The sequence below is a fragment of the Amycolatopsis sp. WGS_07 genome (assembly GCF_045278895.1).
GTDB lineage: Bacteria > Actinomycetota > Actinomycetes > Mycobacteriales > Pseudonocardiaceae > Amycolatopsis.
Window position 1 is genome coordinate 6,960,344 of sequence record NZ_CP136053.1, and the last position, 24,557, is coordinate 6,984,900.

The 24,557-nt window shown below is 70.6% G+C and carries 14 protein-coding genes and 2 pseudogenes; all 16 read left to right on the plus strand.

Features of this window, described 5'->3' with window-relative positions; translation table 11 throughout:
• Positions 1–60: 60 nt before the first annotated feature.
• The 16 genes and pseudogenes from RPX00_RS32690 (at position 61) to RPX00_RS32765 (ending at position 24,235) form a co-directional block, all read left to right on the plus strand.
• Positions 61–3,717, plus strand: a complete 3,657-nt coding sequence (locus RPX00_RS32690; RefSeq protein ID WP_406631170.1) for a CARDB domain-containing protein — start codon at positions 61–63, stop codon at positions 3,715–3,717.
• 132 nt (positions 3,718–3,849) lie between these two features.
• Complete coding sequence (locus tag RPX00_RS32695; RefSeq protein ID WP_406631172.1) at positions 3,850–4,704, plus strand: amidohydrolase family protein; 855 nt, start codon at positions 3,850–3,852, stop codon at positions 4,702–4,704.
• The gene (locus tag RPX00_RS32700; RefSeq protein WP_406631174.1) at positions 4,701–5,474 is read left to right on the plus strand and encodes an amidohydrolase; all 774 of its coding nucleotides are present in this window, start codon (positions 4,701–4,703) and stop codon (positions 5,472–5,474) included. Before RPX00_RS32695 ends, RPX00_RS32700 begins: the two co-directional genes overlap by 4 nt.
• An 84-nt stretch (positions 5,475–5,558) precedes the next feature.
• Positions 5,559–5,846, plus strand: coding sequence for a DUF1905 domain-containing protein (locus RPX00_RS32705; RefSeq protein ID WP_406631176.1), 288 nt, complete (start codon positions 5,559–5,561; stop codon positions 5,844–5,846).
• 118 nt (positions 5,847–5,964) lie between these two features.
• Complete coding sequence (locus RPX00_RS32710) at positions 5,965–8,079, plus strand: N,N-dimethylformamidase beta subunit family domain-containing protein (RefSeq protein ID WP_406631178.1); 2,115 nt, start codon at positions 5,965–5,967, stop codon at positions 8,077–8,079.
• 174 nt (positions 8,080–8,253) lie between these two features.
• Positions 8,254–9,275, plus strand: a pseudogene (locus RPX00_RS32715) (LLM class flavin-dependent oxidoreductase).
• Between the two features lie 145 nt (positions 9,276–9,420).
• Complete coding sequence (locus RPX00_RS32720; protein WP_406631180.1) at positions 9,421–11,532, plus strand: acyltransferase family protein; 2,112 nt, start codon at positions 9,421–9,423, stop codon at positions 11,530–11,532.
• Positions 11,533–11,763: 231 nt separating this feature from the next.
• Complete coding sequence (locus RPX00_RS32725) at positions 11,764–12,882, plus strand: cobalamin-independent methionine synthase II family protein (RefSeq protein ID WP_406631182.1); 1,119 nt, start codon at positions 11,764–11,766, stop codon at positions 12,880–12,882.
• Between the two features lie 303 nt (positions 12,883–13,185).
• Entirely contained in the window at positions 13,186–14,454 is a 1,269-nt protein-coding gene (locus RPX00_RS32730) for an ABC1 kinase family protein (protein ID WP_406631184.1), read from the plus strand.
• Positions 14,451–15,392, plus strand: a complete 942-nt coding sequence (locus RPX00_RS32735; RefSeq protein WP_406631186.1) for a DUF1702 family protein — start codon at positions 14,451–14,453, stop codon at positions 15,390–15,392. The genes RPX00_RS32730 and RPX00_RS32735 overlap by 4 nt, the downstream gene beginning before the upstream one ends.
• Positions 15,389–17,308 carry a CRTAC1 family protein gene (locus RPX00_RS32740; protein WP_406631188.1) on the plus strand — a complete coding sequence of 640 codons (1,920 nt, stop codon included), beginning with the start codon at positions 15,389–15,391 and terminating at the stop codon, positions 17,306–17,308. Before RPX00_RS32735 ends, RPX00_RS32740 begins: the two co-directional genes overlap by 4 nt.
• A 178-nt stretch (positions 17,309–17,486) precedes the next feature.
• On the plus strand, positions 17,487–17,675 hold the full coding sequence (locus tag RPX00_RS32745; protein WP_406631190.1) for a hypothetical protein: 189 nt from the start codon (positions 17,487–17,489) through the stop codon (positions 17,673–17,675).
• Entirely contained in the window at positions 17,672–18,604 is a 933-nt protein-coding gene (locus RPX00_RS32750) for an enediyne biosynthesis protein UnbU (RefSeq protein ID WP_406631192.1), read from the plus strand. The genes RPX00_RS32745 and RPX00_RS32750 overlap by 4 nt, the downstream gene beginning before the upstream one ends.
• A gap of 38 nt (positions 18,605–18,642) precedes the next feature.
• A pseudogene (locus RPX00_RS32755) lies at positions 18,643–19,751 on the plus strand (polyketide synthase); the annotation flags it as partial.
• Positions 19,752–19,907: 156 nt separating this feature from the next.
• Positions 19,908–23,807 (plus strand): SDR family NAD(P)-dependent oxidoreductase, encoded by a 3,900-nt coding sequence (locus tag RPX00_RS32760; RefSeq protein ID WP_406643166.1) that lies wholly within the window; start codon positions 19,908–19,910, stop codon positions 23,805–23,807.
• On the plus strand, positions 23,804–24,235 hold the full coding sequence (locus RPX00_RS32765; protein ID WP_406631194.1) for an acyl-CoA thioesterase: 432 nt from the start codon (positions 23,804–23,806) through the stop codon (positions 24,233–24,235). Before RPX00_RS32760 ends, RPX00_RS32765 begins: the two co-directional genes overlap by 4 nt.
• Positions 24,236–24,557 lie beyond the last annotated feature (322 nt).

Below are 24,557 nucleotides of genomic sequence, written 5' to 3' on the forward strand. Positions count from 1 at the left end.
GCCGGTCTCCCCGGCGGGCACTCGCCCCTTCCTCCGCCGTCTCAAAGAAGAGAAGAGGCCATGACACGTCTGCGTTTGCCCCGCCTCGTCGCGGGTTTCGTCGCCGCAGGACTGTTCACCGCGGGTCTTTATCCCGCTTCCGCCGCTGGCGGCCCGTCGCCTGGACCCGCTGCTGCTGATGTGCAGTTGACCCGCACGGTGTCGGCGAGCAGCGTCCAGCCCGGCTATCCCGTCGCCAATGCCTTCGACGGGAATCAGGCCACCTACTGGGAATCGGCCAACAACGCGTTTCCCCAGTGGATCCAGGCCGACCTCGGCTCAACCAAGCCCTTGTCGCGGCTCGTGCTGAAACTGCCTTCCTCGTGGGAATCCCGCACCCAGACCCTCACCGTGCGCGGCAGCACCGACGGCACGTCGTTCACTGACCTGGTCCGGTCGGCCGGGTACACCTTCACCTCCGGCACGGTCACGATCCCGGTGACCGCGTCCGCTCGTTACGTGCGGCTGGACGTCACCGCGAACACGCAATGGCCCGCCGCGCAGCTCTCGGAGTTCGAGCTGTACGGACCGGACACCGGCGACACGCAAGCGCCGACCGCGCCGACGAACGTCGCGCTGACCGAACCCGGCTCCGGGCAGGTCAAGCTGACCTGGTCGCCGTCGACGGACGACGTCGGCGTGACCGGCTACACCGTCTACCGCGACGGCACGCCCGTCACCACGGTCACCGGCACCAGCTTCACCGAGAATCGGCCCGCGGGCACGCGGATCGAGTATTTCGTGCGCGCCAAGGACGCCGCCGGGAACGAGTCCGCGGACAGTAACCACGTCGTCCGCGCCGGGACGCAGACCGGCCAGAACCTCGCCGCGGGCAAGCCGATCGAGGCGTCCTCGACGGTCGGTGCGTTCGCGGCCGCCAACGCGAACGACAACAACCTCGGTACTTATTGGGAGTCTTCCGCAGGCTACCCGAACACCCTGACAGCGAAGCTCGGCTCCGACGCCGACCTCGACTCGATCGTCGTGAAGCTCAACCCGGACCCGATCTGGGCCGCGCGGACGCAGAACTTCGAGATCCTCGGCCGCGCCCAGGGCTCCACGGACTTCACCACGCTGTCGGCGCGGGCCGATTACCGCTTCGACCCGGCCGCCAACCAGAACACCGTGACCATCCCGGTCACCGGCCGCGCCGCGGACGTGCGGCTGCGGTACTTCGCCAACTCCGGCGCACCAGGCGGGCAGGCCGCCGAGTTCCAGGTCTTCGGCACCCCCGCGCCGAACCCGGACCTGGTCGTCACCGGCACCGAGTGGACCCCGGCAAACCCGACCGAAACCAGCGACCTCTCCGTAGCGGCGACGGTGCGGAACGCGGGCACCGCCGCTGCGGCCGCCACGACGGTCAACGTCAGCCTCGGCGGCACCGTCGTCGGAAACGCGCCAGTGGGTCCGCTCGCCGCTGGAGCTTCCACCACGGTGACAGTGAAGGCGGGCAAGCGGCCGCAAGGCAGCTACCGCGTGGCCGCCACCGTCGACCCGGCCAACACGGTGCTCGAACAGGACGAAACCAACAACACCTACACCGCGCCGACCCAGCTGGTGATAGCGCAGGCACCGGGACCAGACCTCGAGGTCACCGGCATCACGTCGAACCCGCCGAACCCGGCCGTCGGCGCGGCGGTGACCTTCACCGTCGCCGTGCACAACCGCGGCACGAGCGGCGCGGGAGCCTCGACGACCCGGCTGACCGCCGGCGCGACCACACTGAACGCCGAGACCCCGGCGATCGCCGCCGGTGCCACGGAGAACGTCGCGATGCCCGGCACCTGGACCGCCGCCAACGCCACGCTCACCGCGACGGCGGACGCGAACGACACCGTCGAGGAGACCAACGAAGCCAACAACGGCCTCTCGCGGGCCATGGTGGTAGGCCGCGGCGCGGCGGTCCCGTACGTCGAGTACGAGGCGGAAGCCGCGCAGTACCAGGGCCAGCTGCTGGAGACCGACCCGCTCCGCACCTTCGGGCACACGAACTTCGCGACCGAATCCTCCGGCCGCAAGTCCGTGCGGCTGGCGAACCAGGGCCAGTACGTGGAGTTCACCTCGACCAACCAGTCGAACTCGATCGTGGTCCGCAACTCGATCCCCGACGCACCCGGCGGTGGGGGACAAGACGCGACGATCAGCCTGTACGTCAACGGAACCTTCGCACAGAAGCTGAACCTGTCGTCGAAACACAGCTGGCTCTACGGCACCACGGACGACCCTGAGGGCCTGACGAACACGCCAGGAGCCGACGCGCGCCGGCTGTTCGACGAGTCGCACGCGCTGCTGTCGCAGTCGTACCCGGCGGGCACGAAGTTCAAGCTGCAGCGCGACAGCGGCGACAACGCGGCGTTCTACGTCATCGACCTGATCGACCTCGAACAGGTCGCGCCGCCCGCGCAGAAACCGGCCGAATGCACGTCGATCACCGAGTACGGCGCGGTGCCCGACGACGGCAAGGACGATTCCGAGGCGATCCAGCGCGCGGTCACCGACGACCAGAACGGCGTGATCAGCTGTGTCTGGATCCCGCCGGGCCAGTGGCGGCAGGAACGCAAGATCCTGACCGACGACCCGAACGTGCCCAACGGCGGCGGCCAGTACAACCAGATCGGCATCTCGAACGTCACCGTCCGCGGCGCCGGGATGTGGCATTCGCAGCTGTACTCGCTCATCCAGCCGCAGGACGCGGGCGGCATCAACCATCCGCACGAGGGGAACTTCGGCTTCGACATCGACAAGAACGTCCAGATCTCCGACCTCGCGATCTTCGGCTCCGGCCGGATCCGCGGCGGGGACGGCGGCGCGGAGGGCGGCGTCGGGCTGAACGGCCGGTTCGGCACCGGCACGAAGATCTCGAACGTGTGGATCGAACACGCGAACGTGGGCGTGTGGGTCGGCCGGGACTACAGCAACATCCCGGCGCTGTGGGGTCCGGCCGACGGACTGGAGTTCAGCGGCATGCGGATCCGCGACACCTACGCCGACGGCATCAACTTCACCAACGGCACCCGGAACTCGCGGGTGACGAACTCGTCGTTCCGCACCACCGGCGACGATTCGCTCGCGGTGTGGGCGAACCAGTACGTGAAGGACCCGGCGGTGGACATCGCGCACGACAACGCGTTCGCCAACAACACGATCCAGCTGCCGTGGCGCGCGAACGGGCTCGCGATCTACGGCGGGTACGGCAACAAGATAGAGAACAACCTGGTGTCGGACACGATGAACTACCCCGGCATCATGCTGGCGACCGACCACGACCCGCTGCCGTTCTCCGGGCAGACGCTGATCGCGAACAACGCCCTGTACCGCTGCGGCGGCGTGTTCTGGGGCGAACAGCAGAAGTTCGGCGCGATCACGCTCTTCGCGCAGGGCAAGGACATCCCCGGGGTGACGCTGCGGGACACGGAGATCCACGACTCCACCTACGACGGCATCCAGTTCAAAACCGGCGGCGGAGCGATGCCTGAGGTGGCGATCAGCAACGTCAAGATCGACAAATCGAACAAGGGCGCGGGCATCCTCGCGATGAGCGGCGCCCGCGGCAGCGCGACGCTGACGAACGTGACGATCACGAACTCGGCGGCGGGCGACATCGTCCGGGAACCGGGCTCGCAGTTCACGATCACCGGCGGGCCGGTCCCGGCGGTAGTGCGGCGCGGGGCGCGGTAGCGGGGAGCGGTGCCGGGGACGAGCCGCGTCCCCGGCACCGGCGAACCGCGGGCCGGGCGGCGGTCTGGCGAGCGGCGGGCCGGCGAACCGCGGCCCGAGCGGCCCGGACCGATCCGTGGTCGACTGTCGGGCATGACCGACCTGATCTTCACCGGCGGCCCGATCCTGACCGTCGACGACGGGCGGCCCGAGGCCGAGGCGATCGCGGTGCGGGACGGGATCATCACCGCCGTCGGGGACCGGGCCGAAGTCCTGCCGCTCCGGACGCCCGCCACCGAGGTCGTCGACCTGGGCGGCGCGGCGCTGCTGCCCGGCTTCGTCGAGGCGCACGGCCATCCCGCGCAGATGGCGATGTCGCTCGCGCCGCCCTCGGTGGACGTGCGGCCCTTCTCGGTCCCGGACGGCGCGGGCGTGCTGCGGGCCGTTTCCGAAACCGCCGCCGCGGCACGGCCGGGCGTTCCGCTGCTGTTCTACGGCATCGACATCCTGCTGCAGCCCGGCCTGGAACTGCCGACCGCCGATCAGCTGGACGCGCTCGCCCCGCGCAATCCCGTGCTGATCGTCGCCAACAGCGGCCACGCCGCCTACGGCAACCACGCCGCGTTCGCCGCCGCGGGCATCACGCGCGACACTCCGGACCCGCCCGGGGCGTCCTTCGTCCGCGACGGCTCGGGCGACCTCACCGGCGAGGTCCTCGAGGCCGCCGCGGTCCAGCGGCTCGGCGGGCCCGCGATCGAAGCCGCCGCCGCGAACATGCCGGAGAACCTGGTCTGGGCCTGCCGCCAGCACGCCGCGGCGGGCACGACGACGGTCAGCGAACTCGCCTATTCCGCCGCGCAGCACCGGCTGCTGTCCGGCGCGGCGGGCCCGGACGCGCTCGTCCGCCTGCGCGCCTACGAGATGGGCACCCTCGATCTGGCCCGCGACCCCGCCCGCCGGGCCGGGCCCTTCCCGCCGACACCGACCTGTTCGGCCGCCTCGGCATGAAGATCTGGGCCGACGGTTCACCGTGGCAGGGCAACATCAAAACCACCTTCGGCTACCTCGACACCGGCGCCACCCGCCGGATGGGCCTCGAACCGCACCACCACGGCGATGCGAACTGGACGGCCGACCAGCTTCGCGAACTCGCCGTTTCCTTTGTCGGCCAAGGGTTCCAGGTGGCCTGCCACGTCCACGGCGACAGCGCGGTCGACGACGTCCTCGACGCCTACGAAGCCGCCCTCGCCGCCCGTCCCGGCGATTGGCGGCTGCGCCTCGAGCACGCGGGCGCCATGCGTCCCGACCAGTTCGCGCGCGCGGCGAAGCTCGGCGTCACCGTCAGCCTGTTCATCGAGCACCTGTACTACTGGGGCGACGTGCTCCTCGACGACCTGTTCGGCCCTGACCGCGGCGGCCAGTGGATGTCGGCCAAGTCCGCGCTCGACGCCGGGCTGCGCGTGTCCTTCCACAACGACGGCACCGTCACCCCGCCCAGCCCGCTCGGCAACATCGCCACCGCCGTCACCCGCACCGCCCGCGGGTCCGGCCGCGTGCTGGCCCCGTCGCAGCGGATCGCCGTGACCGCCGCGATCCGCGCGCAGACCATCGACCCCGCCTGGCAGCTCCACCTGGACAAGCACGTCGGCAGCCTGGCCGTGGGCAAGGCCGCCGACCTGGTCGTCCTCGCGGAGAACCCGCACCTCGCCGACCCGGCCGCGATCCGCGGCATCGCCGTCCAGGCCACCTACCTGAACGGGCGGCGCACCCACGGGTGAGATTCCCCCGGGCCCGGATGTCGAAATCCCGCCGCCGGGTTCGTACCTCCGGACGAACGCCCCGAGACAGAGGAGAACGAGACCATGACGAACGCCGGCGAGATCAACGAAGAGTTCACCGCGACCCTGCGCAAGAGCCCGGCCAAGGGCGGCCACACCTACCTGATCTGGCCGGGCTCGGCCGAGTTCTTCGGCACCCGCGGCCTGGTGAAGGTGCGCGGGACGGTCGACGGCGAGCCGTTCCGCAGCTCCTTCATGGCGCTCGGGGACGGCACCCACAAGCTCCCGGTCAACGCCGCGGTCCGGAAGGCGATCGGCAAGGAAGCCGGCGACACCGTGACGGTCGTCCTGCTGGAACGGCTCGCCCGCTGAGCCGCGCGTTGGGCCCTTCGGGTGGTCGTCCCGGCCGCCGGCGAACGCCGGGCCGCCTCCCGCGCGTTACCCAGGGAGAAGTGTGCGAGGGGACGCACACGGAACTCATGGGGGAGACATGGGGATTATCAGCGGCCGTCCAGAACTGCCCATTATCGAAGCCCAAGTACCCGAGGAATACGCGCCGACGGCGCTAGCGGCGGAAACGTTCGATCCGCACCAGCGGTGGAGCCGGCTTGTCGGCGGAGGCGACGGCGTCGTCTACGCGGTACAGGCGGACGGCGCCCTTTACTGGTACCGCCACCGGGGCTGGGCCACCGCCGCGTTCGACTGGGCCAACCAGGGCTCCGGGGTGCAGATCGGGTCCGGATGGCAGGACTTCGTCACCGTGCTCGGCGACCTGAACGGCGTCCTCTACGGAGTGCGCGGGGACGGAACCGTGCTGTACTACCAGCGGATCGTGTCCAATCTGGACACCGGCGCGGGCACCTGGGCGAACAACGGCACCGGCGTCGTCGTCGGAACCGGATTCAACGCCTTCCCGCGGATTTTCGGCGGACCGGGCGGCGTGATCTGGTGCGTGGACGCCGACGGAATCCTGTACCGATCACGGCGAATCAACGGCACTTTCGAAACGCCTCAACCGATCGGCAACGGATTCAATATCCCGCGTTATCTTTTCGCCGAGACCGGAAATGTCATTTACGCCGTCAGCGGCACCGGCGCGCTCACCTGGTTCCGCTACCGCGACGGCATCGGATGGGCGAACGGAGGGCAGCCCATCGCGATCGGCGACAACGACTGGTTCGAGCTGTTCCGCCGCGACCTGTTCGCCGGCGGCGGCAACGGCGCGATCTACCTGATCCGGATCGACCATTCGACGGTCCCGGGCGACGACGGCGACCTCGTCGAACTGCGGCTCACCAACCACGAGACCGTCGACACCGACGGCGGGGCGCGGTGGATCAACAACGCGACCGGCGTGGTCGTCGGACAGGGCTTCACCGTCGAACGCAGCGCCGGGCTCCAGGGGTATCCGCAGCGGCAAAGCGTGCCCGCGGGCGGCCGCGTGTCGATCGCGCTGTCGACGGCGTTCGCCTCGGTCACCGCGCAGCTCGTGCGCGTCGCGCCCGGCGGGGACACGCCCGTCGCGGTCACCGGGACCACCGCCGTCACCGGGGGTATCCAGCCGGTGGCGGCGGATTACCGCTCCGCCGGATGCGGCTGGGCCGAGCGCTACGCCGCCGACATCCCGGCGAACTGGCCCTCCGGGGTCTACGCCGCGCGGCTGACCGGCCGGTTCGACCGGGTGCAGCACGTCCCGTTCGTCGTGCGGCCCGCGACGCCCGCGCAGAAGATCGCCGTGGTGCTGCCGACCAACACCTACCACGCGTACAACGGCTGGAGCGGCCACGACCAGTACTCCGAGGGCCAGGACGGCGTCCGGCGCACGATCTCGTTCCTGCGGCCGAGCTACAACTGGCTGATCGCGCCGAAAGGCCAGTACGACCTGGAGCTGTACAGCGACCTCGAACTCCTGCGCTGGCTGAGCGGCGAGCAGATCGGCTTCGACTGCTACACCGACCACGACCTGCACACCGGCGGCTGGCTCGCGGCGTACCGCGCGATCGTGCTCGGCTCGCACCCGGAGTACTTCTCGATGGCCATGCGCACCAACCTGGCGAACTACCTCGCGGCCGGGGGCAGCGTCATCGGCACCGGCGGCAACCAGATCTACGAACGCGCGGAGTTCAACACCGACGGCACCACCCTGACGTTCCGCGCCGCCGACGGTAGCCGAGACCTGTTCCTCGAGCACTACAACCTGCCGGAGTCCCAGCTGCTCGGGGTGAACTTCGAGTACCAGGGCTGGATGACGTTCGCGCCGTACCGCGTGCTGCGCGGCCACCCGTTCCTGGCCGGAACCGGCCTGACCGTGGGCAGCGAGTTCGGCGCGCACGGCCGCAACGGAGCGGCGAGCGCCTGGGAATTCGACACCCTCCAGGGCTTCGACGGCGAGGTCCGGCCGGACGAGGTCATCGCCCAGGGCACGAACCCGACCGACCGCGCGGGCGCCGCGATGGTGTGCAAGGAGCTGCCGGGCGGCGGTTTCGCGTTCAGCGCGTCGTCGATGACCTTCAACGGCGCCATCCGAGTGGACCCGGCAGTGCGGAAGCTGTTGCGGAACGTATTCGACCGGGCACTCAGCCGACCCGCTCCGGCAAGCTCGTGATCACGGTCCGTGAGGGGAACCCTGACGGAGTCAGAGTCCGTGAAGGTTCCCCTCACGGACAACCCCGCCGCGCTCATCCCGACCCGCCGAGCGCCATTCGACGCGGGTGCGGGGCCATCTTGATCCGGCGGGCCGCCGGGGAATGCGGAGAGGTAGTTGAACGTTTGAGCATCCGTGAAGAACATTGGCTTCCTTTCGTTCGGCCACTGGTCGGCGAGCGCGCACTCCGAGACCCGCTCGGCCGCCGACTTCCTGCACCAGTCGATCGACCTCGCGGTCGCGGCCGAGGAGCTGGGCGTCGACGGCGCGTACTTCCGCGTGCACCACTTCGCGCGGCAGGCGGGCAGCCCGTTCCCGCTGCTCGCGGCGATCGGCGCGCGGACGTCGAAGATCGAGATCGGCACCGGCGTGATCGACATGCGCTACGAGAACCCGCTGTACATGGTCGAGGACGCCGGCGCCGCCGACCTCATCTCCCGGGGCAGGCTCCAGCTCGGCGTCAGCCGGGGTCCCCCGAGCAGGTGATCGACGGCTGGCGGTACTTCGGCTATGCCCCGGCGGAGGGCGAGACCGAGGCGGACATGGCCCGCGAGCGGGTCGAGGTCTTCCTCAAGCTGCTCGAGGGCGAGGGCTTCGCGCAGCCGAACCCGCGTCCGATGTTCCCCAATCCGCCCGGGCTGCTGCGCCTCGAACCGCATTCCGAAGGCCTGCGCGACCGCATCTGGTGGGGTTCGGGCTCGAACGCGACGGCCGTCTGGGCGGCCAAGCTGGGCATGAACCTGCAAAGCTCCACGCTCAAAGACGACGAAACGGGCGAACCGCTGCACGTCCAGCAGCGCAAGCAGATCGAGGCCTACCGCGAGGCGTGGAAGGAGGCCGGGCACGAGCGCGAGCCGCGCGTGTCGGTCAGCCGCAGCATTTTCGCGCTGACCACCGACCTGGACCGCGCGTACTTCGGCCGCGACCGCAACTCGCGCGACCAGGTCGGCATGATCGACGAGAACACCCGGGCGATCTTCGGCCGCTCGTACGCCGCCGAACCGGACCAGCTGGTCCGGGAGCTGAAGGAGGACGAGGCCGTGCAGGCCGCGGACACCCTGCTGCTCACCGTCCCGAACCAGCTCGGCGTCGATTACAACGCGCACGTGCTGGAAAGCATCCTGACGCACGTCGCGCCGGAACTCGGCTGGCGCTGACCGCGACCGGCCACAAGGGACTCCCGCTTGTCCCTTGCGGCCGGTTTTCCGCTCTGGCCTCGCGACTGCGCCCTCCCGTTCCGGGCGCACCGGCCGCTCCCGCTAACATCACTGAGTTTTCAGCGCGGCGGGAAAAGAGGCGGAAGTGGACACGGGGACGTTGAGCGGGCCGGTCCGGCCCTCGCAGTCGCCGGGCGGGGAGCGAAGACCGGCGTTCCGGCCGGACATCCAGGCCCTGCGCGCGGTGGCCGTCGGCCTCGTCGTGCTCAACCACCTGTGGCCCGCGCGCCTGAGCGGCGGGTACGTCGGCGTGGACGTTTTCTTCGTCATTTCCGGCTTCCTGATCAATTCGCACCTGATCCGCGAGGTCGCGAGCACCGGGCGGATCCGGCTGGCGAAGTTTTACGCGCGCCGCGTGCGCCGCCTCCTGCCCGCGGCGTTTCTCGTGCTGGCCTTCGTGCTCGTCGCCGCGTATTTCCTGATGCCCTTCCCGCGCTGGGAGTCCAACGCCCAGGAAGTGGTCGCGAGCGCGCTGTATTGGGAAAACTGGCTGCTCGCCGCGCATTCGGTCGACTATTCCCATCTGACCGACTCGGCGAGCCTGTCCCAGCACTACTGGTCGCTGTCGGTCGAGGAGCAGTTCTACCTGTTCTGGCCGCTGCTGCTCCTGCTGCTGTTCAAGATCCGGGCGCGGTGGGCGCGGCTGGCCGGCGTCGCGGTCGTCGGCGCGGCCTCGCTGGGATTCAGCATCTGGTTCACCGACGTGTCCAAGAGCCAGGCGTATTTCGTGACTCCGGTGCGGGTCTGGGAATTCGCGCTCGGCGCGGTGCTCGCTTTCGGCGGCGCGAAATTCGTGCTGCCCAGGATCGCCGCGAACCTGGCCTCGTTCGCCGGTTTCGCCGCCATCGCCGTCGCCGCCGTGCTGTTCGACGACCAGACCGCGTTCCCCGGGGCGACCGCCCTGCTGCCCGCCGTCGGCACCGGGCTGGTCATCCTCGCCGGCGCCCGCGAGGGACGGCAATGGCACACGCCGCTGTCCTCGTCGCCGCCGGTGCAGTGGCTGGGGAACGTCAGCTACTCGCTCTACCTGTGGCACTGGCCGCTGATCATGCTGGCCCCGTTCGCCTTCCCGGACGCGCTGGCCGCGGGTGCGCTGACCTGGCAGGTCAAGCTCGGCATCGTAGCCGCGTCCCTGCTCGCGGCGTACGCGTCGAAGCGGCTTGTCGAGGACCCGGTCCGGACCTGGCGGCCGCTGAGCCGAGCCACCGGGATGACGTTCGCGAGCATGGCGGCCGGGATGCTCGTGGTGTGCGCCGCCGCGGGCGGCTTGACCTGGACCTACCAGCGGCACGTCGACCAGGCGGCCCGCGAGCTGACGGCCGAGCGGGAGAGCCCCTGCCACGGCGCCAGGGCGCTGATGCCGGGCAGCGGGTGCGCGGACCCGTTCGGCCCGGCCAAAACCGTCGAAATGGGCCCGGCCAACCGGTACTACACCGCGCCCGCCGACTGCCCGCCGCCGATGTCCCGGTACTCGGCGAGCGACGGCACGAAGACGACCACCAAATGCGACTTCACCCAGGGCGCGGCCAATCCGACAGTGGTCTGGCTGGTCGGCGACTCGCACGCCCAGCAGTGGCAGGGTCCGCTGCTGAGCATCGCGCGCAAGAACCACTGGCTGCTCTACACGAGCTATCTGGGCGGCTGCCCGTTCGCCGACATCCGGGCCCTGCAGTACGGCCGCGACACCGTCGACCAGCGGTGCATGTCCTGGACGAAATCGATGGTCGGCGAGATCGCGAAAACGCGCCCCGCGTACGTGTTCACCTCGTTCTACAGCCGACACGAGCCCGCCGCGGACCACAGCGGACGGTCGCAGGAGGAGCAGTACCAGGACGGCCTCAACGCGTACTGGTCAAAGTGGACCGCAGCCGGAGCTACGGTATTCGTACTAGCAGACCCACCGCTCAATGGACTCGTCCGCGCGACGGACTGCGTAGTGCTGAATCCGGACGACCCTCGGCAATGCGCGGTCGACCGGTCCATCGCGCAGCCCGCCGACCCGCTGACGGCCGCGGCCAGGGCGAGCACCGACCCGAAGGTCCGGCTGCTCGACCTGACCGACTACTTCTGCGACCAGCGGCGCTGCTACGCGGTGATCGGAAAGGTCAGCGTCTACTACGACGCCAACCACCTGAACCTGGACTACAGCCTGAGCCTCGACCGCATTATCGCCGCGGCCGCGGGCATTCCCGGCTAGCGCGCGGCGCGGAAACCGAAGAATTCACCCGTCAGCACAACGAATTCGTGAGCGTGTAGGCAAAATCGTTCCCGCTCTGACCGTCACAGCGACTGAACTGGGTAACGCGGCCTTCGGACCGCTACGCGCTGCTCACCATTTCCCGGCCGGGGATGGTCCGAAAGCGGGAAAGGGATGTTCTCCCGTACCCATTTCCGGCCGCCCCACGCCGTCGCTTCTAGGCTCGGCCGCATGACGATTCCTTCCGAATCCATCGGCAGCATCCCCCGTTCGCCCGAATTGCTCGGCGCCCTCGCCGCGCACGAAAGCGGACAGCTCGGCGACCAAGCCTTCGAGGCGGTCCTCACCCGGGCTGTCCGCGAGACCATCGAGCAGCAAGCAGCCATCGGTGCGAACGTCGTCACCGACGGAGAGCAGCGCAAGCCCAGCTTCGTCACCTATCCGATCGCGGGTGCGGAGAACCTTTCCCCGGACGGGGTGGTCATCCCGTTCGCGGACGGGCATCAACGGCAGCTGCCGTGTCTGACCTCCGGCCCGTTCCGCTACCAGACGCACGCCGAGAGCTATCTGCGCGCCGCGCGGGAGTGCACGAGCCTTCCGGTGAAACAAGCGGTAATTGCGCCTTCGGCGTTGTCGCTGCTTTACCCGTCGTCCGGGATCGACGGTTATTCGCGCGAGAATTTCCTTGAAGACCTGGTCAACGAGGCCGAGGCCGACATCCGCGGCTGCCTCGACGCGGGCGCGCACGTCGTCCAGCTGGACTTCACCGAAGGACGCCTGTCGCTGAAGCTCGACCCCAGCGGACAGGTGCTGCGCGATTTCGTCGAGCTGAACAACCGCGTGCTGGCCCGGTTCAGCGAATCCGAGCGGGCGCGCATCGGCGTGCACACCTGTCCCGGCGGCGACCAGGACTCGACGCACAGCCTCGACGTCGACTACGCGGAGCTGCTTCCCGTGCTGTTCCGGCACACTGCCGGAAATTTCTATGTCCAGCTCGCCAGCGAAACCGATCCGGATCGCGTCCTGCGCGTGATCGCCGACCACCTGCCGCCGGGAGCCCGGGTGTTCGTCGGGGTGACCGACCCGATCGACCCGAGGGTGGAGTCCGCCGAAGAGGTGCGCGACCGGGTTTTGCGTGCGGCGCAATACCTTCCGGCGGATCGGCTGGGAACGTGCGACGACTGCGGGTTCTCCCCGTTCGCCGACGACCAGTCGACCTCGCGGCGCACGGCGTTCGCGAAGATCCGTGCCCGGCTGGAGGGCACCGCGCTCGCGGCGGAGCAGCTCGGGGTCGGTTTCCCAGCGGCCAGGTCCAGCCAGGAAGCCCAACGCCCCGCCGCTGTCGAGTAGGAATCGCGCAGCGCAAGGGAAATACGCGGGTTCGCGGCCGGGCGACGGCTACGCAGGGTGCACCGTGCGGTCTGGATCAAGCCGCGACCTGCCTCTACCGAGTCATCGCCCGTGACCGCAGCCGGGTCCGTGCGCCCGGCCAGCCCGGCTTCCGGGCCCCGATAGGGAGAATTGGGGCCCGGCCGGGTGTTTCCGCTCCAGTTTCGCTGAAACGGATGGTCTTCCGGTCACTCGAAGCATCCGTCGCGCTACCGCTTGTAACGTCGAAGGGGCGGCAGTCAGGCCGCACGGCGAAGGGGAGCGATGACGGTGGGGAGGATCGGTGGCGGCGCGGTGGCGTTGCGGACGGCACGGGCGTTCGCAGTTCTCGCCGTACGGATGCTGCTGCTGGGGCCGGCGACGGCGGCGGCATGGCTGCGCGGGCGGCCGCTCGCGCGCGACGTCTGGCTGGCGGACACGGTAGTGGCGCTGGGGCCGGCGTTCGTGAAAGCGGCCCAGCTCCTGAGCACTCGCGCGGATCTCCTGCCGCCACGGGTGTGCCGGGCGCTTTCCCGTTTGCACGACCAGGTTCGCCCCCTTCCGCCGAGCGCGATGCCGCCCGCGCTGCGGTTCGGGACCGGGGTGCCTCGGCTGGTCGGGGCGGGCAGCATCGCCTGTGTGTACCGGCTGGTGCTCCCGGCCGGCCGGACAGTCGCGGCGAAGGTGCGCAGGCCGGGAATCGTCCGGTCGCTCACCGCCGATCTCGCGATGCTGGAACAGGGCGCGCGGCTGCTGGCGCGGCTGCCGATGCTGCGCGGTGTGCCGGTCACTGCGGTCGCTGAGCAGCTCACCGCGAGCATTCGCGCGCAGCTGGATTTCGCGCGGGAAGCGGATTCGCTCGAAGGCTTCCGGAAAGCGCTCAGCGAGGTTGACGGAGTGACCGTGCCCGGGGTCTGCCGCGCACTGTCCACAGAGGACATTCTGGTGATGGACTTCGTCGACGGACTGGCCCGCCGCCGTCCGGAGGATCTCGGCGAGGAGGAGCGGCGGACCGCGGTCGTCGCGGCGTTGCGTGCGGTGTACCGGATGCTTTTCCTGGACGGAGTGGTGCACTGCGACCTGCACCCCGGCAATCTCTACTTCCGCGCGGACGGTTCGATTGTCGTGCTGGACGCGGGTTTCACCGTCCAGCTGTCCGACTCCGCGCGGGAGAAGTTCGCCGCGTTCTTCTACTGCATGAGCGAGGGCGACGGCGAAGCGTGCGCGGACATCGTCCTGTCGACCGCGGCGGTGTCACCCGGTGCGGACACGGTGCGGTTCCGCACTGAATTGGCCGCGCTGGTGGCCGAGCACACCGGACGCAGCGCGGCGGAATTCGACCTGGTTTCCTTTGCCGCGAAGCTGTTCGACCTCCAGCGCGCGCACGGCCTGCACGCCGATCCGCAGTTCGTGTTCCCGATTCTGTCCCTGCTGGTGCTGGAGGGCACCGTGCGGGAATTCCATCCGGACGTCGATTTCCAGCGGGAGGCACGGCCCGCGCTGGTCACCGCGCTGATGGAACGCGTCGTGGCCGCGCCGCGGGAAGCGCGGTGAGACCCGGGATCGTGGCCAGGGCGCTGCGTCAGGACCTGCGGCAGGCCGACTTCGGCCGACGCCGGTTCCGGCTGCGGCCCGGCCCCGCGCGCGAGGTCCTGGAAGCGTCCGGGCGAGCGTTCCTGATCGGACTGAACGCCTCGGTCGAGCCTGCGAGCGACGCGCTCGGTCGGCAGGTGTCCGCGCTCGAACCGGAGCTGCGCGGGTTCGCGTTCGAGGGCGCGGGAATGGGCTGCGCGCTGCTTGACCTGCTCCTCCCGGTCCGGCGCGGCCGAGTCGCGGCGCTGCTGCGCGGTCCGGCGGCCGACTATCCGCACCTCGTGCACGTCGGCATCGGCTGGGCCTACGCGCGGCTGCGACTGCGTCCGTTTTTCCGTGCCCCGGCGGTGGATCCGTTGCTGCGCTGGCTGGCCTGGGACGGATTCGGCTTCCACCAAGGCTTCTTCCATACGGATCGGGTAGTCGGACGGCATCGGGTCGAACCCGGGCTCAGCGATGGGGCCCGGGGGATCCGCGACCAGGGGCTCGGCAGGGCGCTGTGGTTCTGCGAATGCGCCGATCCCGATGGCGTCGCGCTGCGGATCGCCGAGTTTCCCGCCGAACGGCACGCGGACCTGTGGAGCGGAATCGGCCTAGCCGCGACTTACGCGGGCGGCGCCGACGCAGGCGAACTCGCCCGGCTCGCCGATCTGTCCGGCCCGTTCCGCGCGCATCTGGCCCAGGGGTGCGCGTTCGCCTGCGCCGCGCGGCGGGTCAGCGGGATCGTGCCCGCACACACCGACAAGGCCGCCGAGGTGCTGGCCGGGGCTGGCACCGACGTGGCCGCGGAATGGACCGACCGGGCGCTGGCGGCGCTCGGTGCGCACCCGTCCACCCTCGCGCATTACCAGCGCTGGCGCGCGGAAATCCGGCATCTGTGGGAAAGGAAGAGCCGATGAAAACCTTTCTGCGCCGGCATCTTGCCCGCGTGGTCGCGTTGTTCGGCTGCGCGGCGGTGTTCGCGTTCACGGTCGTCCCGCAGCCGTCCTCGGCGGAGGAAACCGAACTGGCGCAGCAGTTTTCGTTCGCCGCGTCCTCGGTCAGCCCGGAGAACGCCCCCGACGGACGGCGCGTCCGCACCGTCGCCTCGGCCTACGAGCCGATCCGGTCCTGGATCTCCTCGGTCGGCGCGGCGACCGCCCTGTTCGCCGCGGACGGCGGCCCGGCCTCGCATGACGTGTGCCTGGTCGATCCGCGCACGGACACCGTCACGGTCGAACCCGCACCCGGCACCGGCGCGCGATACCAGCCGTTCACGCTGGTTCCGTCCGAGCTGGAGATGCCGTCCTTCGCCGCCCCGATGGGCTGCCTGCCCGCGGACGTCGGCGAGACGGGCCGCCAGGACGTCGTCGTCTACTACTGGGGCCGTTCACCCGTGATCTTCGAACGACTGCCCGGGGCCACTCCGTCTGCGGCCGCGTACCGTCCACGCGAACTGGTCAGCCCGTGGCAGGTCTGGAACACCAACGCCGCCACGATCGGCGACTTCGACGGCGACGGGCACCCCGATCTCGTGTTCGGCAATTACTTCCCCGACGGCGCGCGCGTGCTCGACCCGACCGCGCACCAGTCCGAACTGGTAATGAACGATTCGCTGTCCCACGCCACGAACGGCGGCACGCTCCGCCTGTTCCGCTCCGCTGGCGGCGGCCGGTTCACCGAAGCCCCCGAAGCCTTCCCACCGGACGTGCGAACCGGCTGGGCCCTCGCCCTGGGAGCCCAGGACATCGGCGGCCGGGGACTGCCAGACCTCTACGTCGCCAACGACTTCGGCCCCGATCATCTGCTGGTGAACGAGTCCACCCCAGGCCGCTTCGCGTTCCGCACGGCGACCGGGACACGGCACGCGACGACACCGAAGTCGAAAGTGCTAGGCAACGATTCGTTCAAGGGCATGGGCGTGGCCTTCGCGGATCTCGACGCGAAGGGCGTCCCGGACATCCTGGTCAGCAATATCACCGAGCCATATGCGTTGCAGGAAAGCAACTTCGCCTACCAATCCACAGTGGATCGCGCCGCCACCGCCAACCAGCTCCGCGACGGCGTGGCTCCGTATGACGACCACAGCGAGAACCTCGGCCTGTCCCGTACCGGCTGGTCGTGGGACGTCAAGGCGGCCGACTTCGCCAACTCCGGTTCCGACGAGGTCATGCACGCGACCGGTTTCGTCGCCGGAACGGTGAACCGGTGGGCGCAACTGCAGGAGACCGCGATGTCGAACGACCTCGTGCTGAGCCATCCCGCGCTGTGGCCGCGGTTCACCGAGGGAACCGACCTGTCCGGGCACGACCGCAACACCTTCTTCGCCAGGGGCGCGGACGGCCGCTACGTGAACGTCGCCGAGCAAGTCGGAGTCGGCACCGACACGGTCAGCCGCGCGTTCGCGGTCGGCGACGTGGACGGCGACGGACGGCTCGACTTCGTCGTCGCCAACCAGTGGGCACCGTCCACTTTGTACCGCAACACCTTACCAGCCGGTGCGTTCCTCGGCCTGCGCTTGCGCAAGCCCGTCGGCGACCACGCCTGCCAGACGGGCTCTCCAGGACCGACGTCACCCGCGATCGGCGCCGAAGCCGAGGTCCCCGCACCCGGCGGCGGAAAGCGGCTGCAGCAGGTGTACCCGGCGAACGGCCACAACGGCGTCAACGCCCCCGACCTGCACTTCGGCCTGGGCAGCCAGCCCCCGCCCGCGGTGCCGGTCCGCCTGGCCTGGCGAGACAGCTGCGGCCACCGCCACACCGGTTCGGTCTCCCTCCCGCCCGGCTGGCACCAGCTGCGGCTCAACCCCGACGGAACCATTGAGGAGGACCGGTGACTCCGAGCGCACGCCGTTCCGCCGCTGTGGTCGCCGCGCCGGGTGGTGGGAAGCGGCTCCAGCAGGCGTTTCCGGCCGACGTCCGCGGCGTGCACTCCGGCCCGGGCACAGCGGTGGTCCGCCCGGTGTGGCGTGCTAGCCGAGGACATCGCTCCGACAGGACCGTTGAGGAGGACCGGTGACCCCAAGCGAACCCGGTCGCGCCGCCGTGGTCGTCGCGCCGAGCAGCGGGAAGAGGCTGGCGCGGGCGCACAACACCCCCGACCCGCACCTCGGCCCGACCCTCCAGCCACCAACGATGCTCCGCCCCGCCTGCCGGGACAGCCGAAGACACCGCCCCAACCGCACCATCGAGGAGCACCGGTGACCAAATCCCCGAGCGAATGCCGTTCCGCCGCCCTGCGCCGGTTCGGTGCGTCGATCACCGTGCTGACCGTGCTCGGGCACACCGTGCTCGGCTTCGAGCAGGCCTACCTCGCCCCGGTGGTCGCGGTCGTCGCCGCGCTCATCGCGGAGATCGTGCTGGAATCGGTGGAAGCCGCGGCGGCCGGGCGGCGGCCGCGGTATCTCGGCAAGGCCGGGGCGGTCGTCGATTTCCTGCTGCCCGCCTACATCACCGGCATGGCCTGCGCGATGCTCCTGTACGCCAACGACCGGTTCATGCCGACGGTGCTCGCCTCGGTCGTCGGCGTCGCCTCGAAATACGTCGTCCGGGTGCGGATCGGCGGCAAGAGCAGGCACGTGCTCAACCCGAGCAACGTCGGGATCGTGGCGGTCCTGCTGCTGTTCGGCTGGGTCGGCATCGCGCCGCCGTACGAGTTCACCGAATGGGTCACCGGCGGGTGGGGCGCGGTCGTGCCCGCGCTGCTGCTGATCGCCGGGACCATGCTCAACGCCCAGCTCACCGGCAAGGTGCCGCTGATCCTCGGCTGGGTCGGCGGCTTCCTCGCCCAAGCCCTGCTGCGCGCGCTGTTCACCGACATCTCGCTGGTGAGCGCGGTGCTGCCGATCACCGGGACGGCGTTCGTGCTGTTCACCAACTACATGATCACCGACCCCGGCACCACGCCGTCGTCGCGACGGAACCAGGTCGTCTTCGGGCTCGCCACGGCGGCGGCCTACGGCGTGCTGGTGCAGTTGCACGTGGTGTTCGGCCTGTTCTTCGCGCTGACGATCACCTGTGCGCTGCGCGCGGTCGTGCTCGCGGTCGCCGCGCGTCGGAGTACACAGTGGACAGTCCTGGTCCCGGCGCAGCGCACTGCCGCCGAGCCGGAACCGGCGCGGGAGCCCGCATGACCCGCCGCGAATCCGGCGAGCCGGTCGCGATCGTCGGGATGGCCTGCCGCTATCCGGACGCGGGCGATCCGGCCGAGCTGTGGGAAACCGTGCTCCACCAGCGTCGCGCGTTCCGGCAGCTTCCTCCCGGACGGCTGAATCTCGCCGATCACTGGAGCGCGGACGCGAGCGCCCCGGACCGCACCTACAGCACCCAGGCGGCGGTCCTGGCGGACTGGCAGTTCGACCGGGAGTCCTTCCGGATCCCCGGCCCGGCCTTCCGCGCGGCGGACCCCGCGCACTGGCTGGCGCTGGAAACCGCGGACCGCGCGCTCGCCGACGCGGGCCATCCGGCGGGTGCGGGCCTGGACGCCGACCGGGTGGCGGTCGTGGTCGGCAACAGCCTGACCGGCGAGGTGACCCGCGCCCGGACCCTGCGGCTGCGCTGGCCGTACGTCCGCGACGTCCTGCGCGCCACCCTGCCCGAGGCGGACCTGGCGGAGGCCGAGAAGCGGTACCTGGCGGCCTTTCCCGAGGTCGGGGACGAGACGCTGGCCGGAAGCCTCGCCAACACCATCGCCGGGCGGATCTGCAACCACTTCGGCTTCCACGGCGGCGGGTACACAGTGGACGGTGCCTGCGCTTCGTCGATGCTCGCCGTCATCACCGCCTGCCGCGCGCTGCGGGACGGTGGTGCCGACTTCGCGCTGGCCGGGGAGTGGACCTGTCCCTCGACCCGTTCGAGCTGGTCGGGTTCGCCAAGGCCGGCGCTCTCGCGGCCGAGGAGATGCGGATCTACGACGAGCGTTCGGCGGGATTCTGGCCGGGCGAGGGCTGCGGGATGCTCGCGCTCGCCCGCGCCGAGGACGCGTGCGCGGCGGGATGGCCGGTCTACGCGGAGATCCTCGGCTGGGGCGTCTCGTCGGACGGTCGCGGCGGCATCACCCGGCCCGAGGCGGACGGGCAGCTGCTCGCGCTGCGCCGGGCGGGCGAGATGGCCGGGATCGAGCACGCCGAGATCGGCCTGTACGAGGGGCACGGCACCGGAACCGCGGTCGGCGACCTGGTCGAGCTGACCGCGCTGAACCGGGTCCGGCCCGGAGCCAGGCCGGCCGCGCTCGGCTCGGTCAAGGCGAACATCGGGCACACGAAGGCGGCCGCCGGTGCCGCGGGCGTGGTCAAGGCCGCGTTGAGCCTGTCGTCCGGGCTCCTGCCGCCGACCACCGGTTGCGCGGCACCGCATCCGGCGCTCGGCGAGAGCCTGCGGGTGCTGTCCGCCCCAGAGCCGTGGCCGGACGGCCCGCGGTTCGCCGGGGTGAGCGCGATGGGGTTCGGCGGTATCAACACGCACGTCGTACTGGGTGCACCGGTCCGGCCCCGATCGATCCCGTCCCCGGTGGTCGCCCGGCCGACCCCGGAGTTCGACGTCCTCGCCGTCAGCGGGCCGGACCCTGGCCAGGTCGCCGCCGAGCTGTCCCGGATCGCCGAGGCCGCGCCACGGTTGTCGCGGGGCGAACTGCACGACCTCGCCTGCCAGTACGGCCGCCGGGACGCGGCCGGACCAGTCCGGGCCGCTCTGGTCGTGCGAACCCCCGCCGAACTCGCCTCGCTCGCCACCCGCGCGGCTGCCGAGGTCGGGTTGGTGCCGCAGGGTGAGCTAGCGACGACACCCGGCTTATGGCTCGGACACACCGTTCCGGGCCGGGTCGCGCTGCTGTTTCCCGGACAGGGCGCGAGCGGTGCTGAACCGGCCGACACCGCGCTGGCCCAGCCCGCGATCTACCGCGCATCCCGCGCCGCGCTCTCCCGGCTCGAGGACCTGGGCGTGACCGCCAGCGCGGCGATTGGCCACAGCCTCGGCGAACTGACGGCGCTGGTCTGGGCGGGCTGCCTGTCGCCGGAGGACGGTGAACGGCTGGCCGTCGAACGCGGCCGGATCATGGGCGAGTACGGGACGCTCGGCACCGGGATGCTCACTCTCGCGGCGAGCGCGGCGGAGGCCCGGACGTTGTGCGCGGGCACGGAGGTGGGGCTGGCCGCCGACAACTCGGCCGTGTCCCAGGTGCTCTCGGGCTCGATGGAGGAGCTTCGCTCGGTGGCGGAATCGGCCGAGCGGCGCGGGTTCCGCGTCCGGTGGCTTCCCGTGTCCCACGGCTTCCACAGTCCCGCGATGGCCGCCTGTGCCGCACCGTGGCGCGCGTTCCTCGACGGTATCGACATCTCTCCAGTGCGGCGCACCGTGATGTCCACTGTGTACGGTCGGCGGCTCACTGAGGAAGACGATCTCGTCGAACTGCTCGTCACGCAACTGTGCGCGCCGGTGCAGTTCCGGGCCGCTGTACAGGCCGTCGAAGCGGACTTGTTCTGCGAAGCGGGCCCCGGCCGGGCTCTGAGCGCCCTAGCCGGTTCGGAGACCCCGACGGTCAGCCTGGACATCGGCGACCGCGCGGCGGCTGATTCCGCGGCAGCGCTGTTCGCCGCTGGTGCTGCCGCGAACCTCGTCCCGTGGTTCGCTGGACGCGCCGGGCGGCCCATCGACCTTGGCCGCGAACCGGAGTTCCTGACCAATCCGTGTGCGGCGGCCCCGTCGGTGATCCCGGCCCCCAGAGCGGCGCCGGACACCACTCCGGCCCTCGACGCCGCCGCGACGGTCACCGGCCTGCTCGCCGAGGCCACCGAACTCGACGCGGCGCTCATCGGCGCCGAGACCCGCCTGCTCGCTGATCTCAACCTGAGTTCGCTGCGGGCTACCCAGCTCGTCGTCGAGGCGGCCTCGGCGCTCGGCCGGACACTGCCGTCGGTGTCGATGGCGTTCGCGGACAGCTCGGTCGGCGAGGTGATCGCGGAGATCGAACGGCTCCCGGAAACCGCCGAACCCGATGCGGGAGCACCCGTTCCCGGCGTGCGGCCGTGGCTCGCCTGCTTCAGTGAGGCCTTGGTCCCGGCCCGGCCGGAACCGTGGCGTCCCACTGAAACCGTGCATGTCACCGACGCCGAAGACGTCGAGGCGCTGCTTGATCTTGGGCGGAAAGCCTTGCACCATAAGGCCCTCGTCGTGATCACGCACGACTGCGCGCTCGGCGGATTTCTCCGCTCGCTGCACCGCGAACATCCCGACGTCGGCATCACTCTCGCCCAGGTTCCGGCTGGTGCCAAGGACTTCTCGGCACTCCACGCCGAGCCCGGCCGATTCCGCGAACTGATCCTCGGCGAGGACGGCGTCTGGTACGAACCGTGCGAGCAGCTGGTACCCACGGCGACCGGCGAAACACCGCTCGACGATCAAGACGTGCTGCTGGTCAGCGGCGGCGGCAAGGGCATCGGCTACGCGTGCGCGCATGCGCTAGCCGCCTCGATCGGCCTCGCGCTCGCGATCATCGGCCGTGCCCACCCCGAGACCGACGAACTCCTCCAGTCCAATCTGGACCAGCTCAGGGCGGACGGCATCCGCGTCGCCTATGAAGCCGCCGATGTCGGTGACCCGGACGCCGTCGCGCTCGCTGTGGAAAAGCTCACCGCCGAAACCGGTCCGGTGACCGCGCTGCTGCACGCGAGCGGCATCAACGAGCCCGCCCGGTTCGCCGACCTGACCGCGGACCAGCTCCGCGCGCACCTGCGCCCCAAGGTCGCCGGGCTCCGTGCGCTGCTCGCCGCCGTTCCGCTCGAATCGCTGCGGCTGCTGGTCACGTTCGGCTCGGTGATCGGGTCCGCGGGAATGCCGGGGGAGTGCCACTACGCGCTGGCCAACGGCATCCTGCGCGCGGAAGCCCGGCGCCTCGCGCGGCAGCTGCCGACGTGCCGGGTGCTCGACATCGCCTGGTCCGCGTGGTCGGGCGCGGGCATGGCCGAACGCATGGGCGCGGCGCAAGCCCTCGCCCGCACCGGCGCGACACCGATCCCGGTCGAGGAAGGAACCGAACTGTTCCTGCGCCTGCTGCGCACCCCGGCAACGCCCGCCGACGTGTCCGTGCACGGACGGCTCGGGGACGAGCCCTCGCAGGGAACGGGCCGCTTCCTGCAGCGCATCCGAGCGCGGCATCCAGCCGTCGAACTCGTCGCCGACGCGACGCTGTCCTTGCGCGCGGACCCCTGGCTGGACGGCCACCGGGTCGACGGCACCGCGCTGCTGCCCGCGGTGGTCGGGCTGGAAGCCATGGCGCAGGCCGCTTCCACCGTCGCGGGCCGGGCCCTGACGACCGCGCGCGACGTCAAGTTCGAGCGGCCGATCATCGTTCCCGACACCGGCGAGACCCTCGTCCGAGTGTGCGCGCTGCGGGAGGACGACGCCGTCACCACCGTGCTCCGCTGCGCCGGATCCGACTTCCTGGTCGACCACTTCAGCGCCGCTTTCCCGTTGTCCGCTGTGGAAAGCACTGCAGAACCGCCGGTGGCCGCGGAGGGTGGCCGGATCGAACCCGGCGACCTGTACGACCACCTGTTGTTCCACAATGGACAGTTCCGCCGGGTCGCCGAGGTCGCCGTGCCGGACCCGTGGTCCTGCCGGGCCGTGATCACCCCGGACGATCCCTGGTTCACCTCCGTACTCGGCGACCCAGCCGCCCACGACGCCACCGTGCACGTCCTGCAGTCCTGCGTCCCGACGCGCAGACTGCTGCCCGTCGGCTGCGATCGCGTCGACTTCGATCCGCGCGCGGCAGGCCCGTGGCACCTCCGCGGCACCGAACAGCACGCCGCCGACGGCCGCTACACCTGGAACGTCGCGGCCACGGACGCGAACGGCCGGACCGCCGTCCGCTGGACCGGCCTGCGACTGGCCGACACCGGCCCACTGCCGGACGACCAGCCGTGGCCGCCGCATCTGCTGTCCGTCGCGATCACCCGCACGGCGGTCGCGCTCGGACTCGATCCGTCGCTGCGCGTGTCGCTCGGCGAACCGTTCACTGTGGCTGTCGACAGTTCCCGTCCCGCCGCCTGCGCCTGGGAGTTCGTCGAACCGCAGGAACCACCGGATCCCGGACTGCTTCGCGTGATTTCCGGCCCCTGCGCCGAGCCACCGGATCGCCTGTCCGCACGAGCCTCGACAGTGGCGCGCTGCCTGGCCGAGATGGGCGCAAATCCTTCGGAAGCAAGGTTTTCCGGAGCCTACGATGGAGGCTGGCTGGTCCTCTCCGCCGGCCGCGCACGGATCGCCTCCGCCGTGTTCACCGTGGACGGCTGCCGCCTGCCCGTCGCGATCGCCCTGCTCACGAGCGGGTCCGCATGACCCCGGCCTACCGCTACCGCCACCCCGTCACGCTGGAGGAGACGAACCTCGTCGGCAACGTGTACTTCGCGCATTACGTTCGCTGGCAAGGACATTGCCGGGAGCGGTTCCTCGCCGAGCACGCCCCGGACGTCCTGGCCTCGCTCACCGACGGCTTCGCCGTGGTCACCACCGGCTGCGGCTGCGAATACTTCGGCGAACTGACCGCGGGCGACGTCGTCGAACTGCGCATGACCCTGACCGGACTCGAGGGCCACCGAGTCGCGATGGCGTTCGACTACTACCGGACCGACGTCGCGGTGCCGCAACTCGTGGCCAGGGGACACCAAGCCGTCGCCTGCATGACGCGCGGCCCGACGGGGCTGGAACCCGTCCCGGTCCCGGAGCAGCTCCGGAGCGCGCTGACTCCATACTTGAAAATCAAGTAGTTTCGCGGTGCTCGGGTTACTGGGGAGCCCGGCCGGGTGACCTGGGGGATTGCCGACGTCGCCTGGGCTCCCGGCGGGGTGCGGGGTTGTTCGAGCTGCCGAGGTCACGCGGTTGCCGGTGACACGGCGGCTGGCCAACCACTGGCGCAGCCCGGTTCGAGCCCTGCCGAGCGAACAATCTACCTCCGCCCAGTGCCGTGCTGGCGGCATCGCTAAGACCCCGCTCCGGCCCGCGCGACGGCCTGGAGCGGCCCGGCCCGGGCATCCACACCACCCCCGCACCCCGATACGAAGCCACAATGCGGTCTGAGGGTGCTTGTCA

Coding starts and splice junctions, on each gene's coding strand:
- RPX00_RS32700 (WP_406631174.1), top strand. CDS start 4,701: ATGAAGATCTGGGCCGACGGTTCACCGTGGCAGGGCAACATCAAAACC.
- RPX00_RS32710 (WP_406631178.1), top strand. CDS start 5,965: ATGGGGATTATCAGCGGCCGTCCAGAACTGCCCATTATCGAAGCCCAA.
- RPX00_RS32740 (WP_406631188.1), top strand. CDS start 15,389: ATGAAAACCTTTCTGCGCCGGCATCTTGCCCGCGTGGTCGCGTTGTTC.
- RPX00_RS32760 (WP_406643166.1), top strand. CDS start 19,908: ATGGGGTTCGGCGGTATCAACACGCACGTCGTACTGGGTGCACCGGTC.
- RPX00_RS32725 (WP_406631182.1), top strand. CDS start 11,764: ATGACGATTCCTTCCGAATCCATCGGCAGCATCCCCCGTTCGCCCGAA.
- RPX00_RS32765 (WP_406631194.1), top strand. CDS start 23,804: ATGACCCCGGCCTACCGCTACCGCCACCCCGTCACGCTGGAGGAGACG.
- RPX00_RS32695 (WP_406631172.1), top strand. CDS start 3,850: ATGACCGACCTGATCTTCACCGGCGGCCCGATCCTGACCGTCGACGAC.
- RPX00_RS32705 (WP_406631176.1), top strand. CDS start 5,559: ATGACGAACGCCGGCGAGATCAACGAAGAGTTCACCGCGACCCTGCGC.
- RPX00_RS32730 (WP_406631184.1), top strand. CDS start 13,186: ATGACGGTGGGGAGGATCGGTGGCGGCGCGGTGGCGTTGCGGACGGCA.
- RPX00_RS32690 (WP_406631170.1), top strand. CDS start 61: ATGACACGTCTGCGTTTGCCCCGCCTCGTCGCGGGTTTCGTCGCCGCA.